We start from the raw sequence: 13,339 nt of genomic DNA, 5'->3' as shown, positions 1-13,339 counted from the left end.
CCGGGCAAGCCCTTCCGCCGCGGGCCCCGAGGGGCCAGGCTCCGCCCTGGAGGGCCCGGGCTCCGCCCTGGAGAAGCGGCGCTCCGCCCTCTAGAGGACATGTCCGCTACAGGGCGCCCCCGCCCCCGCCGTGGACGAGAGCGGACCCCTAGCGTGAGCCCGTGACCGACCCCGCTTCTCCGCGCCCCGCCCGCACCGCCGCGGGTCTGCGCCGCACTCTGCTCGCTCTGACCGCGACCGTCGCCCTGCTCGCCGGCACCGCGGCTCCCCTCGCCTCCGCCGAGCCGGACCCGGTGCCGGTCGGGAACGACCACCTCGCCAACGGCGTCGCCGCCTGGGGGCGCTACCTCAACGGGGAGTGGGACGTGCCGGCGGGCATGTCCGACCTCACGGACGTCGCGAGCAGCTACAGCCACACCCTCGCGCTCCACACCGACGGCACCGTCGAGGCCTGGGGAGCGGATCTGGAGGGCGAGCGGGACGTGCCGGCCGGGCTCCGCGAGGTGACGGCGATCTCGACCGGGTACCTCCACAGCATCGCCCTCACGATGGAGGGGACGGTCGTCGCGTGGGGCGACGACCGTCAGGGCCAGACCGACGTCCCGGCCGGACTCGGCGGCGTGACCGCCGTCGCCGCGGGCAGCTACCACACCCTCGCTCTGCGGGGCGACGGGACCGTGGCGGCCTGGGGCTCGAATCAGTTCGGAGCGACCGACGTGCCGGCGGGTCTCTCCGGAGTGGTCGCGATCGCCGCGGGCGGCTGGAACAGCCTCGCGCTGCGCGCCGACGGGACCGTCGTGGCGTGGGGCGGCGACGACAGGGGCGCGTACACCGCCCCGGCAGGCCTCCGCGACGTCGTCGCCGTGTCGGTCAGCTACTCCCACAGCCTCGCCCTGAAGCGGGACGGCACCGTCGTCACCTGGGGCGACCCCGCCGACTCCGGCTTGCCGCGGGTCCCCGCCGATCTCGGCGGCATCACCGCGATCGCCGCCGGCATCGGCTTCAGCGTCCTGCTGACGTCCGACGGCACCGTCGTCTCCCTCCACCCCGACGGCGACACGGAGCTGGACGTCCCGGCCGGGATCACGGGCGCCACCGGCATCGCGGTCGGCTTCAACCACGCCTTCGCGATCGGCCCGCTGCCGACCCTCACCGCCGACACCGCCGAGACGCTCGTCAAGACCGGGACCCGCTACTCCGCGACCTTCACGGCGTCCGGCCCGGCCGCGACCTTCGAGGTCTCGTCCGGCGCCCTTCCCGCGGGGGTGGCCCTCTCGCCGGAGGGCGTCGTCTCGGGCACGCCGACCACCGCAGGCGACTCCACCTTCACGGTGAGCGCGCGGAACGCGTACGGCACCACGGCCGGCGTGCCGCACACGGTCACCGTGGTCCCCGCGAACACCCCGCCCGTCGTGACGGTCGCCTCCGCCACCGACGGCGCCTCCTACGAGAAGGGCTCGGAGCCGAGGGCCGCCTGCGCGATCACGGATGCGGAGAGCGGAACGTTCAGCGAGGAGGCCGTCGTCACCGGCACGCTCGTGAACGGCCTCGGCACCCGCACGGCGACCTGCACCTGGACCGACCCCGGAGGACTGACCACGACCGCCGCCGCGACCTACCGGATCGTCGACACCGGCGTCCCCACCATCGCCGCGACGACCGCGCCGACGGCTCCGAACGCCGCGGGCTGGTTCCGCTCCCCCGTCTCCGTCGGCTTCTCCTGCGCCGACGGCAGCGGCTCCGGGATCCGCAGCTGCACCCCCGCGCGGATCCTGCGCGAGGGCCCCGGCCAGAGCGTCACCGGCACCGCCGTCGACAACGCGGGCAACCGCGCCACGACGACCCGCAGCGGCATCGCCATCGACACCACGAAGCCGCAGCTCTCGTTCACGTCGAGGCCCGAGGGGTCCTACCCCTTCGGCACCGTGCTCCCGGAGGCGCGCTGCCTCGCGGACGACGCGCTCTCGGGCCTCACCGGCGACTGCGTGATCACGGGCGGCGGCCGCTCCGTCGGACCGCACGTGTACCGGGCGACCGCGACCGACCGGGCGGGCAACGTCTCGACCCTCACCGCGTCCTACACCGTGACCCCGTGGACGATCGGCGGGCTCAGCACCTCGGTGAAGAGCGTGGCCGCCGGAGCCGCGACCGGCATGACGTTCCAGGTGACCTCGACGTCCTCCGCGGGAACGTTCCGCCACTCCGCCCTCGCCGACGTGCGCAGCGTCACGCAGAAGCAGACCTCCTGCACCGCCGGCGCCGTCCTCACCGGAGCGCCGACGACCACCCTGACCGGACGCCTCCGCTACGACACCGCGACGAACCGCTACGTGAAGGCGTGGACGGTGCCCGCGAAGCGGGGCACCTGCTGGACGCTGACGGTCACGACGGCGGACGGCAGTACCGGGAGCGCCCGGTACTCGGTGAAGTAGCGGCGCCGGACGGCCGCCACGCTCCGGTCAGGCTCCCGCCGCGGCGTACCGCTCCGCGAGCACGCGGAACGCGGCGGCCAGCTCGGGCGGCTCGGCCCCGGCCATCGGAGCGTCGAACCGGCCGAACGACGCGGCGAGCGCCTCCCACGACCAGGCGCCGAGGGCGAGTCGGCAGCCCGCGTCGCCGAGGTCCTCCACCTCCCCGTCGCCCGCGTAGGGCAGGACCTCGGCGGCGGGCGCCTCGAGCACCACCGAGCCGCGGCACGGCCACCCCTCCCCGGGCGCTCCGCCGCGGAACCGCGCCTCCAGGAACTCGGCGGGACTCCCGCCCGGCAGCACCCGGCGGCGGAAGCGGGCGCCGCGGGGCGAGCGCGGCTCGAGCCGGTCCACGCGGAACACCCGCCAGTCGTCGCGGTCGAGGTCGAAGCCGATGAGGTACCAGCGGCCCTGACGCGCGACCAGGTGGTGCGGCTCGACGCGGCGCACCGCCTCCGCGTACGCGAAGCGGAGCACCTCCGAGGCCCGGACGGCCGCCGCGACCGCGACCAGCCGCTCCGGAGGGACTGCGGGGGCCGGCGCCGCCGCGACCGTGAAGCGCAGCGCATCCGCTCGGGGCCGGAGCCGGGCGGGCAGGACCTGCCGCACCGTCGCCAGCGCGCGGGCCGACGCCTCCTCGAGCCCCGCGACCGGCGCGCGCAGGGCGGCGGTGAGGGCGAGCACCTGCTCGTCGTCGAAGAGCAGCGGCGGGAGCTCGGCGCCGGCCTCGAGCCGGTACCCGCCGTCGGGGCCCTTCGCCGCGTCGATCCGGTAGCCCATCGTGCGGAGCCGGTCGACGTCGCGGCGCACCGTGCGCGGCGCGATCCCCAGGCGCTCGGCGAGCACTCCGCCCGGCCAGTCGCGGCGGGTCTGCAGGAGGGAGAGGAGCAGGAGGAGCCGCTCGGTCGTCGTGGGCACGTCCCGAGGGTATTCCGAGAAGAGGACCGTTACCGTCCTCTTCTCCTGGGAGCGTCGGGGCACCGGGTGATCGACCCGGCACGACTGCGAGGAGCGCACCATGAGCATCACCACGACGACCCACCTCAACTTCCGCGGGCAGGCCCGCGAGGCGCTGGAGTTCTACGCCTCGGTCACGGGAGGCCGGCTCGACGCGATGTCCTACGCGGACGCGAACGCTGTCACCGCGCCCGACGAGGCCGACCAGCTGATGTGGGGCCAGGTCGTCTCCGAGGCCGGCTTCCGCGTCATGGCGTACGACGTCCCCGCGCACACGGCTTACGACCCGGGCACGATCCCGGTGTTCGTGTCGCTGCGCGGCTCCGACGCCGACGAGCTGCACCGCCTCTGGGACGGCCTCTCGGAGGGGGCGGCGGTCGTCGTGCCCCTGGCCCCGGCGGCCTGGTCGCCCCTCTACGGGATGCTGCGCGATCGCTTCGGAGTGACGTTCGTCGTCGACCTCGAGGTCGCCTGGGGCTGAGGCCCGCGGGCTCGGCGGCGGGGCGCGTTGCACTGCGGACGCGCCGGCCGCCGACTCGGTACGCTCAGCACCGGATCCGGTCGGAGGGACGCTGCATGCTGGAGACGATCTCCGAGGCCCTCTCGCTGGTCACCCTCCCCCTCGGCGTGCTGTTCCTGCTCGCCGCGTTCGTCGCGGCGCTGATCGACGGACGCTGGCTGACGACGACCGCCTACCTCGAGGAGGGGCCGCCCCTCGCGCTGCACTGGGTGACCCGGGCCGGCGAGGTGCGATCGCGTCCGCTGTCCGCCGGGGACCCGCTGACGCCGACGTGGTCGGACCAGCGGGAGGTGTACTACCGCGAGGAGGATCCGCACCGCATCCGCCTGCACCGGTGGAGCGACGCGGTGCGGGCCCTGCGCCTGACCGGCCTGATCCTGCTCGGGGCGGGCGTCGTCCTCGGGATCCTGTCGACGGCGCTGGCGGTCCTCGCCTAGGCGGCGCTCCGTGCGCGAGGATCGGACCCGTGGATGCGGAACGGGTTCTCGGTGACGGTCGGGCCGACGGGGTGTGGTGCCGGCTCGGGGAGCCGCTGACGGTCGCGCAGATCGCGCACGGCGGACCCGCGTGGCTGTGCCTGGACGCGCAGCACGGCGCGTTCGACGACGCCGCGGTCCTCGCCTCCCTTCGCGCACTCGGCGCCGTGAGCGGGAGGCCGCCCGTCGGCGTCCGGGTCGCGGGGCTCTCCGACGCGCTGATCGGCAGGGCGCTCGACGCCGGAGCGGACGTCGTCGTCGTCCCGATGATCGAGACGGTCGAGGAGGCGCTCGCGGCCGTCCGCGCCGCGCACTACCCGCCGCTCGGCCGCCGCAGCTGGGGGCCGATGTCCGATCTCTGGGGCGCCGCTCCCCCGTCGGCCGCCGAGGCGCGCACCGCGCTCTGGGTCATGATCGAGACGCAGGCCGGTCTCGACGCCGTCGATCGGATTCTCGCGGTGCCGGGCGTGAGCGGAGTCTTCGTCGGCCCGTTCGACCTCGCGATCGGCCTCGGACGGGACCTGTCCGACCTGCTCGCCGCCGACGGTCCGGACGACCCGCTGCCGAGGATCGCCGCGGCGGCCCGGTGCGCGAGCAAGGGTGCCGGGGCCTACGCGGGCGACCGCGAGCGCGCCGGGCTGCTGCGAGCGCTCGGCTTCCCGAGGGTCGCGGTCGCGACGGATCAGTCGCTGATCGCGCTCGGCACCGCGGCGGCGCTCGACGCGGACACCGCCGACTCCGACTGCTGAGCCCGAGGCCGGGCACGGGGCCGGCCGCCGGTCACCGGCGAGCGCTCCCGCCGGGGGGATGCACGGGCTCCGGCGGCTCGGGGACGGAGCGGAGACCGCCGGCCGAGTTCGCGAGATCGGTGAGCGCCGCGATCCAGGCGGGGTTGATGCGGGGCATGCGGCCGCCGGCGTAGGTGTAGCGGAGCGTGTGCGAGGGGTGCAGCCAGATCGCGCTGCGGCCGTCGCTCATCCCGTTCTCGTCGCGCCAGGTGAGCAGGCACGACTCCCCCCGGCGCAGCTTCGCGGTGAGGACGATCTGCAGGTGGGCGAGCACCCGTTCCTCGACGTCGATCTCGACCGATCCGTCGTAGTGCAGCTTCCCCCTCGGCGTCTCCCGGCCTCGTCCTCGGAGGACGGGCGCGCCTCCGGCCCACCATCCTCGGGCGTCGTCCAGTGACCAGTTCGGGGCGGCGACAACCAGCGGATCAGCTGGTACCCGCCGGGCTCAGGCCGACGGGGCTCAGGCCGGCGGGTTAGCCGCCATGAAGTCGCGCATCGGCAGCAGGTTCTGGAGGGGCGCGAAGTACCCGAAGCGGGGCAGGTCGAAGACCACTCCCGCGACTCCGGAGGATCCCATCGCCGCGATCCACTCGAGCGCGGCCGGCATCGGTACCTTCAGCACGCGCGACGCGTCCTCGTCGGAGAGGCCGGCGTGCAGCGCCCCGGCGCGCGCCCGCTCCCCCGTGGTGAAGGCGAAGACCATCGGCCCCGACTCCAGGCCGCCGACGAAGGGGGTGGGCGCGTCGTCCGGCCCCCGCGCGATGAAGCACCACATCGGCAGGGCGTAGACGCTGCGCCAGAGCGCGTCCATCGCGGCGAAGCTCTCGGGGTCGGCGCGCAGGGCCTCCGCCCGGGCGTCGATCTCCTCGGTCTGGTCCATGGGGCTCCCCTCGGCGCCGGCGATCGGCGCGGACCTCCACGCTAACGAGGCTCCCGCTGGGCCGCACCCGCGATCGATCCGTCAGCAGCGGCCTGTCCCCGCGGCGGGCACGGGCCGCGGGCGACGGATCGGCGCGGCGGCGGCCCGCTCAGGCCGTCGCGTGCAGCGCGGCGTACGCGCCGCCCGTCGCGAGCAGCTCATCGTGCGTCCCCTGCTCCACGACGCGCCCCTCGCTGAGCACCACGATCCGGTCGGCCGTGCGGACGGTGCTCAGGCGGTGGGCGACGATCAGCGTCGTGCGCCCCTCGCGCAGCCGGTCGAGGGCGAGCCGGACCTCGCGCTCGGTGCGCGGATCGAGTGCGGCGGTCGCCTCGTCGAGCACGAGCAGACGGGGGTCGCGGATCAGGGCCCGCGCGATCGCGAGGCGCTGGCGCTGGCCTCCCGACAGCAGGGCGCCCCGCTCCCCTACGACCGTGTCCCAGCCGTCGGGCAGCTCGAGGACGAACTCCGCGTTCGCCGCCCGCAGCGCCGCCTCGAGCCGGTGGTCGTCAGCGTCCCCTGTCCCGTAGAGCACGTTGTCGCGGATGCTGCCGCGGAAGAGCACCGACTCCTGCGGCACGACCGAGACGAAGCGGCGGGCCGTGCGCATGTCGAGGGCGGCGATGTCACGGCCGTCGAGCAGTACTCGGCCCTGCGAGGGGCGGACGAATCCGAGGACCACCCGGGTCAGCGTCGACTTCCCCGAGCCGGAGGGGCCGACGAAGGCCACGGTCTCCCCCGGGGCGATCCGGAGCGACACGTCGTGCAGCACGCGCCGGTCGCCGTAGTCGACGCTCACCCGGTCGAGCTCGACTCCTCCGGCGAGGGCGTCGACGACCGGCTCGCCCTCGTTGTGCTCCACGTCGGGGTCTGCCAGGACCTCGGCGATCGAGCGGCGCGACTCGAGGCCGCGGGTGACCAGCGGAGCAGTCTGGAACGCCGCCGTGATCGTCCCGGTGAGCAGCGCGAAGTAGGAGCTCAGCAGCACGACCTCGCCGACCGTCACCGGCAGGACGCCCGTCATCGCGATGACGGCTGCGCCGAAGAGCGAGCCGAGCGTGATGAGCTGGTAGCTGCTCCACGACAGCGCCCCGAAGCGCCCGTTCAGGCGGTCGAGGGCGACGCCCGCCCGCTCGACGCGGCGGGCGGCCTCCACCACCCGCTGGACCGAGACCTTCTCGAGGCCGTGGGCGCGGGTGACCTCGAGGAGCGCGGACATCTCGCCGACGGTGCCGGACATCGTCTCGACGTGGCGCCGGAACGCCTCGTTGCCGGCCGCTGTCCGCCGACGGAGCCAGAGCACGAGTGCGGCCGCGAGCGGGACGGTCAGCGCGAACACCAGCAGGAACTGCGGCACCCTCGTGCCCGTCGCCACTCCGGCTCCGACGAGCACCACCAGCGCTGTCAGCACCGGCCCGAAGGCCTGCTGCAGCATCAGCTCGAGGTTCTCGACGTCGCGCACCACCTTCGTCTGGGCGATGGAGGCGCTGCCTCGCGAGTGGTAGTCGAGCGAGAGGCTCTGCAGCCGCTCGGCGAGCGCCTCCCGCAGCCGCAGGCCCAGCGCGCGGACGGCGGACGAGGAGAGCCGCACGTAGACCGCGTTCGCCCCGATGTTCGCGAGGATCGTCGCCGCGGCGGCCGCGGCCGGCACGACGAGCGCCGACGGCGACCGGCCGTCGACGAGGGCGTCGACCACGGCGGCGGTGACGAGCGGCAGGATCCACAGCGGGCTGTCCTTGACGACGTAGGCGAGCGCCGCCCCGACGACCCGGTGCCGCGACGGGCGCAGGGCCGAGCGGAGCGGATGCTCGGAGGAGATGCCGCTCACGGCACGAGGGCGGGCTCGCGCGCCGCCGCCGTCGATCGGAGGATCAGGGCGGCCGCGCCGATCAGAGGCCCCTCCCCGCCGAGCCCGGACGGGCGGACGTCGAGACCGCGGGCGTAGTCCAGGACAGCGTGCTCCCGGGCGCTCGCCTGCACGAGGTGGAGGTAGTCGCGGGTCACGCCCGCGAAACCGCCGCCGACGGCGAAGTCGTGCACGTCGAGCAGGGTCGCCGCGCCCGCGATCGCCGTGCCGACGGCCTCGGCGGAGCGGCGGACCGCGGACAGGGCCACGGCGTCGCCGTCCGCGGCCGCGCGCCCGAGCTCCTCCCCGGTGCTCCCGGCGAAGCCCCGGCGCCGGGCCCAGGCGACGGTGCTCGGTCCGGAGGCGATGCTCTCGAGCGTCCCGTCGCTCCCCTCCTCGGGGTCGGCGTCGGCGACGTGGACCTGGCCCAGGTGGCCGGCGTTGCCGGAGCGGCCCGCCAGCACCCGGCCGTCGAGGACGATCCCGCCGCCGATCCCGGTCGACACGACGAGGCTCACCGAGGAGACGGCGCCCCGGTTGGCCCCGTACCAGTGCTCGGCGAGGGCGATGCAGGTCCCGTCGAGGCGCAGCTCGACCGGCCGACCGGGCACGAGCCGCTCGAGCGCCTCCCGGAGCGGGACGCCGTGGAGCAGCGGGAGGTTCTTCGGTCGGATCCGGCCGCCGTCGAGGTCGATCGGCCCCGCGGATCCGGCGCCGACGCCGACGACGTCCGCCCCGGCCGTCGAGGCGGCGACGCACTCCGCGAGCGCCCGCTCGAACTCCTCAGGAGTCAGGGCGGGGCCGGTCGCGCGCCGGTGCCGCGTGCCGGGCACGAGCCCGCCCCCGGCGTCGACGAGGGCGGTCTCGATCTTCGTGCCGCCGACGTCGACGGCCAGGGCGGGCTGCGTGCTCACCGCGGATCAGGCCCAGTCGGCGACGAGCTGGTTGGCCGTGCGCAGCACGCTCGGCGACACCAGCGCCTCGGTGTCGAGACCGGAGCCGCGCACCGTGAAGACGACGCTCTCGCCCGGCAGCAGCGTGACCAGCTGGTCGTCGACGACGGCGGACGGGTCCACCTTGTCGACCAGGAGGGTGACGTCGCGCACGAGGTTCTCGGCGGTGACGGTCACCTGCACTCCGCCCTCGACGGGGGCGGCGCTCGTGCGCAGGCGCGCGGCCTCCAGGGCGGAGTCGCGGTACTCGGCGAAGAACCAGAACGCGCGCGTCCCGGCGAAGTCGACGACGAGCAGCTCGGCGGCGGCGTCCTCGGGCGTCGCCACGCCGGACCCGATCGGCAGGGTGCGCACCGAGCGCGCCCCGACCGCGAGCTCCTGCCGCTCCTCCGCCAGCACCGTCCCGTCGAACGCCAGGCGGCGCACGACGCACTCGCCGGCCCACTCCTCGGGGGAGTCGCCCACGGCGACCACGGCGAGCCCCTCCCCGCGCGGCTGCACGGTGAGCAGACGGTCCTCGAAGACGTGCTTGAGCGCGTAGAGGAGCGGCTTGGCGGTGCCGTCGCCGTCCACCGCGGCCCACGAGGTGACCGGCCAGCAGTCGTTGAGCTGCCAGACGATCGAGCCCATGCAGCGCGGGCTCTCGGAGCGCTGGTGCTCGATCGCGAGCGTCACCGCGAGCGCCTGGTTGAGCGACATCGCCCAGTGCCAGTCCTCCGTGTCGTCGGGCAGCGGGAGGTGAGCGACGAGACCGTCGGTCAGCTTGTCGTTGCCGTCGGTCGCCTTCTGGTGGTGGATCATCCCGGGCGACTCGGGAGTCAGCGGCGAGTCCGAGATCGAGCGCTGGATGGTCGACCACGACGCCGGCCCCTGCCAGCCGAACTCGGCGACGAATCGCGCGTGGGCGTCCCGGTAGGCGGGGTAGTCGACGCGGTTCCACAGCTCCCAGAGGTGCACGGAGCCGTGGTCGAGGTCGTTCGCGAAGATCTGCGGGTCGCCCGACCAGGGGCTCCCGGGCGTGTACGAGCGCGCCGGGTCGAGCTCGACGACCAGGCGCGGGAGCAGATCGAGGTAGTAGCCCAGGCCCCAAGTGCGGCCCTGGAGGCGCTTCTCCCAGCCCCACTCCTCGAAGCCCCAGATGTTCTCGTTGTTGCCGTTCCAGAGCGCGAGGCTCGGGTGCGGCATGATCCGCGTGACGTTGTCGCGGACCTCCGCCTCGACCTCGCTGCGGAGCGGCTCCTCCTCCGCGTAGGCCGCGCAGGCGAAGAGGAAGTCCTGCCAGACGAGGATGCCGCGCTCGTCGCAGAGGTCGTAGAAGTCGTCGGACTCGAAGTAGCCGCCGCCCCAGATGCGGAGGAGGTTGAGGTTCGCGGACTCGGCCTGGTCCATCCTGCGGGCGAGGCGCTCGCGGTCGACCCGGGTGATGAAGGCGTCGTCCGGGATCCAGTTGGCTCCGCGGATCCAGACGGGCTCGCCGTTGACGACGAAGCGGAACGAGGTGCCCTCGTCGTCGCGGTCGAGCTGCACCTCCAGGGTCCGGAAGCCGATCCGCTGGGAGCGCTCGTCGATGACGGCTCCGCCCTGCAGGAGCGCGACCTCGAGGTCGTGGAGCGGCTGCCCGCCGAAGCCCCGCGGCCACCAGAGGGCCACGTCGGCCGCCTCGAGATGGAGGACCGCGGTGCGCTCGCCACCGGGGATGCTCGCCACGGCCTCCGCGCCGGCGACGGAGGCGCGCACCTCCACCTCGGCGTCCGAGGCCCGGTCGAGCCCCACGTGCAGCTCGACGCGGCCGGTCGTCCCGTCGACCGTGACCACGGGGCGCACCGAGGCGAGGCGCGCACCGCTCCAGGCCTGGAGGGTCACCGGCTTCCAGATGCCGGCGGAGGCGGCGTCCAGCCCCCAGTCCCAGCCGAAGTTGCAGGCGGCCTTCCGCAGGGCGTTGAAGGGGTGGGAGTAGGTGTGCGGCCGGTAGCCGATCTCGAGGCTCGCTCGGTCGGCCTCGGCGACGGGCGAGGCGAAGGCGACGACCAGCTCGTTCGCCCCCTCCTGCAGAGCCTCGTCGACGCGGATCCGGTAGGTGCGGTGCTGGTTGCGGGTGCGGGCGATCTCGCGCCCGTTCAGCATGACGACGGCCACCGTGTCCAGGCCCTCGAAGACGAGCTCGTGCACGTCGCGGCCGTCGGGGGCCCAGTCGAACGAGGAGGAGTACTCCCAGTCCGTCTCGCCGATCCAGGTGACCTTCTTCTCGTTCTGGTCGAGATACGGGTCGGGGATCAGCCCGGCCGCGAGCAGATCGGTGTGGACGAGGCCGGGGACCACCGCGGGGACGACGGCCGGGACCAGCTCGGCGGGGATCGGCCCGCGGGTCGCGCGGACACTCCAGCCGTCGTGCAGCGGACGGCTGGTGGCCGCCGCGGTGCGAGGAGTGGTGTCGAGGGTGTGGGTCACTTCGTAGCTCCTGATGTCAGTCCGTTGTAGATGAAGCGCTGGAGGAAGAGGAACGCGATCAACGTCGGGACGATCACGAGGATCGTGCCGGCGGCGATGACCTCCCACTGCGCCCCGAAGGGCCCCATGAAGCGGAAGAGGGAGGTCGAGATCACGCCGAGGTCGCGCGAGGGCATGTAGAGGAAGGGGATGTAGAACTCGTTGTAGACCGCGATCCCCTTGATGATCACGACGGTCGCGATCGCGGGCTTCAGCAGCGGGAGCACGATCCGCCAGTACACGGTGAAGCGGCTCGCTCCGTCGAGCATCGCGGCCTCGTCCAGCGAGACCGGGATCGACTGCATGAACTGCAGGAAGATGTAGATCGCGACGATGTCGGTGCCCGTGAACAGCAGGATCGCCGACCATCGGGTGTTGAAGAGGTCGAGGGCGTTGATCACCTGGAACGTCGCCACCTGCGTGGTGACGGAGGGGACCAGCGTCGCGAGCAGGAAGAGCCCGGTCACCAGGCTCCGCCCGCGGAAGCGGAACCGGTCGATCGCGTAGGCGGCCATCGTGCCGATCAGCACGGTGCCCACGATCGAGACGACGAGGATGATCCCGGTGTTGAGGAACCCGGTGACCATCCCGCCCTGCGTGAAGGCGATGGCGAAGTTCTCGAGGTTGAACCAGTTCGAGGGCGGCGTGAGCGGTCCGGTGCCCCGGTACTCCGCCGAGGTCTTGAACGCGAGCATCACGATCGTGACGATCGGCACGAGAGCGAAGAGGCAGGCCACGATCAGCGAGCCGTACTTCCCGATCGAGCCGAGGACGGATCCCGCCGACCGGCGGGTGCGCCGCTCCTTCACGGCCGCCTGCCGCGTCACCGGGAGACCGGTGACCGCCGGGGGGCGCTGCTGGGTGCTGGTCATTCCTGGCTCGCCTTCTCGTCGGGGAACACGCGCCGCTGCACGGCCGTGATGATCAGCACGATCGCCAGCAGCACCACGGCCATCGCCGACGCGAGGCCGACCTTGGAGTAGCGGAAGGCGGTGTCGACGGTCTGGATCACGAAGGTCTCGGACCCGTTCGCGCCGCCGGTCATGATGTAGGGCATCTCGAAGGCCGAGAGCGCCCCGGCGATCGCGAGGATGAAGGACAGCCCGAGGATGCGCCGGATGCTCGGCACGATGATGTAGCGGAACTTGTCGAACGCGCTCGCGCCGTCGAGATCCGCCGCCTCGTACTGCTCCTCCGGGACCGACTGGATCGCACCGAGGAACAGCACGAAGTTCAGCCCCATGTAGCGCCAGACCGAGGTGGCCGCGAGGGACACGTTGACGACGGAGGGGTCGCCGAGCCACTGCGGGGTGTCCTGCACGCCGAAGACGCCGAGCACCGCGTCGAGCGTGCCGTCCGGGCGGAAGAAGTAGAGGAACATCAGCCCGATGGCGACGCCGTTGATCAGGTAGGGGAAGAAGATGACGCCCTTGAAGAAGTTGCGGAACCGGGTGCGGAAGCTCAGCAGCGTCGCGAAGAAGAGGGCGAGGCCGAGCTGCGCGATCGCGCCGGCGAGGTAGAACAGGCTGACGAAGAAGACCCGGAAGATCTCGGGCCGCGTGAAGATCTCGACGTAGTTCTCGAGGCCGACGAAGGTCTTGTCGGGGTCCAGGCCGTCCCAGTCGGTGACGCTGTACCAGAACATGTTCGCGACCGGGATGTACGTCAGCACGACCAGGAACGCCAGCGGGACCGCCAGGAAGAGCCAGGGGGTGATGCGCCTACCGGTGAGGCGCTGCCGGCGGCGGGGCCGGATCCGCTTGCTCGCTCCGACCTCGATGGGCGGAGCGTCGGTGATCGCCATGGTCGATCCTTCCGTCGTTCGGGGGTGCAGGAGCGCTCACGCCGCCCTCGAACTGGTTCAACCTCGAGAACTTCGCCATCGCCTTCACGCAGGGCGGGATGGTCACCGGGTTCCTCAACAC

Annotated in this window: 12 protein-coding genes; 4 read left to right on the top strand and 8 right to left on the bottom strand. The window is 73.4% G+C overall.

All coding sequences use genetic code 11. The features are described 5' to 3' along the window. Positions 1 to 161 precede the first annotated feature (161 nt). Complete coding sequence (locus C5C59_RS12990) at positions 162 to 2,432, top strand: putative Ig domain-containing protein (RefSeq protein ID WP_104238489.1); 2,271 nt, start codon at positions 162 to 164, stop codon at positions 2,430 to 2,432. A gap of 27 nt (positions 2,433 to 2,459) precedes the next feature. Here C5C59_RS12990 and C5C59_RS12985 read toward each other — a convergent pair whose 3' ends face one another. Then, positions 2,460 to 3,386 (bottom strand): YafY family protein, encoded by a 927-nt coding sequence (locus tag C5C59_RS12985; RefSeq protein ID WP_258062776.1) that lies wholly within the window; start codon positions 3,384 to 3,386, stop codon positions 2,460 to 2,462. A gap of 100 nt (positions 3,387 to 3,486) precedes the next feature. Between C5C59_RS12985 and C5C59_RS12980 the strand changes: the two genes are divergently transcribed. From C5C59_RS12980 to C5C59_RS17350, 3 genes are all read left to right on the top strand, one after another. Next, entirely contained in the window at positions 3,487 to 3,906 is a 420-nt protein-coding gene (locus C5C59_RS12980; protein ID WP_104238488.1) for a VOC family protein, read from the top strand. 95 nt (positions 3,907 to 4,001) lie between these two features. Continuing rightward, on the top strand, positions 4,002 to 4,382 hold the full coding sequence (locus C5C59_RS17355; protein ID WP_181134906.1) for a hypothetical protein: 381 nt from the start codon (positions 4,002 to 4,004) through the stop codon (positions 4,380 to 4,382). Between the two features lie 29 nt (positions 4,383 to 4,411). Continuing rightward, on the top strand, positions 4,412 to 5,170 hold the full coding sequence (locus C5C59_RS17350; protein ID WP_181134905.1) for an HpcH/HpaI aldolase/citrate lyase family protein: 759 nt from the start codon (positions 4,412 to 4,414) through the stop codon (positions 5,168 to 5,170). Between the two features lie 31 nt (positions 5,171 to 5,201). Here C5C59_RS17350 and C5C59_RS12970 read toward each other — a convergent pair whose 3' ends face one another. The 7 genes from C5C59_RS12970 to C5C59_RS12940 form a co-directional block, all read right to left on the bottom strand. Further along, positions 5,202 to 5,483 carry an ATP-dependent DNA ligase gene (locus C5C59_RS12970; RefSeq protein WP_258062774.1) on the bottom strand — a complete coding sequence of 94 codons (282 nt, stop codon included), beginning with the start codon at positions 5,481 to 5,483 and terminating at the stop codon, positions 5,202 to 5,204. A gap of 186 nt (positions 5,484 to 5,669) precedes the next feature. Next, a complete protein-coding gene (locus C5C59_RS12965) occupies positions 5,670 to 6,089 on the bottom strand; it encodes a hypothetical protein (RefSeq protein WP_104238485.1) in 420 nt (139 codons plus the stop codon). Between the two features lie 148 nt (positions 6,090 to 6,237). Beyond that, positions 6,238 to 7,956, bottom strand: coding sequence for an ABC transporter ATP-binding protein (locus tag C5C59_RS12960; RefSeq protein WP_104238484.1), 1,719 nt, complete (start codon positions 7,954 to 7,956; stop codon positions 6,238 to 6,240). Continuing rightward, on the bottom strand, positions 7,953 to 8,888 hold the full coding sequence (locus tag C5C59_RS12955; protein ID WP_104238483.1) for an ROK family protein: 936 nt from the start codon (positions 8,886 to 8,888) through the stop codon (positions 7,953 to 7,955). Before C5C59_RS12955 ends, C5C59_RS12960 begins: the two co-directional genes overlap by 4 nt. Positions 8,889 to 8,894: 6 nt before the next feature. Further along, positions 8,895 to 11,375 (bottom strand): glycoside hydrolase family 2 protein, encoded by a 2,481-nt coding sequence (locus tag C5C59_RS12950; protein WP_181134904.1) that lies wholly within the window; start codon positions 11,373 to 11,375, stop codon positions 8,895 to 8,897. Beyond that, the gene (locus C5C59_RS12945) at positions 11,372 to 12,286 is read right to left on the bottom strand and encodes a carbohydrate ABC transporter permease (protein WP_104238482.1); all 915 of its coding nucleotides are present in this window, start codon (positions 12,284 to 12,286) and stop codon (positions 11,372 to 11,374) included. The genes C5C59_RS12950 and C5C59_RS12945 overlap by 4 nt, the downstream gene beginning before the upstream one ends. Beyond that, a complete protein-coding gene (locus tag C5C59_RS12940) occupies positions 12,283 to 13,218 on the bottom strand; it encodes a carbohydrate ABC transporter permease (protein ID WP_104234025.1) in 936 nt (311 codons plus the stop codon). Before C5C59_RS12940 ends, C5C59_RS12945 begins: the two co-directional genes overlap by 4 nt. Positions 13,219 to 13,339 lie beyond the last annotated feature (121 nt).

It is taken from the genome of Rathayibacter sp. AY1F4 (assembly GCF_002931775.1).
GTDB lineage: Bacteria > Actinomycetota > Actinomycetes > Actinomycetales > Microbacteriaceae > Rathayibacter.
This window is presented reverse-complemented; position numbering and strand designations above follow the sequence as displayed.

What these genes read in the sequence shown, in the direction of transcription:
- C5C59_RS12980 (WP_104238488.1), top strand. Translation starts at nt 3,487, where the DNA reads ATGAGCATCACCACGACGACCCACCTCAACTTCCGCGGGCAGGCCCGC.
- C5C59_RS17355 (WP_181134906.1), top strand. Translation starts at nt 4,002, where the DNA reads ATGCTGGAGACGATCTCCGAGGCCCTCTCGCTGGTCACCCTCCCCCTC.
- C5C59_RS12965 (WP_104238485.1), bottom strand. Translation starts at nt 6,089, where the DNA reads ATGGACCAGACCGAGGAGATCGACGCCCGGGCGGAGGCCCTGCGCGCC.
- C5C59_RS12945 (WP_104238482.1), bottom strand. Translation starts at nt 12,286, where the DNA reads ATGACCAGCACCCAGCAGCGCCCCCCGGCGGTCACCGGTCTCCCGGTG.
- C5C59_RS12940 (WP_104234025.1), bottom strand. Translation starts at nt 13,218, where the DNA reads ATGGCGATCACCGACGCTCCGCCCATCGAGGTCGGAGCGAGCAAGCGG.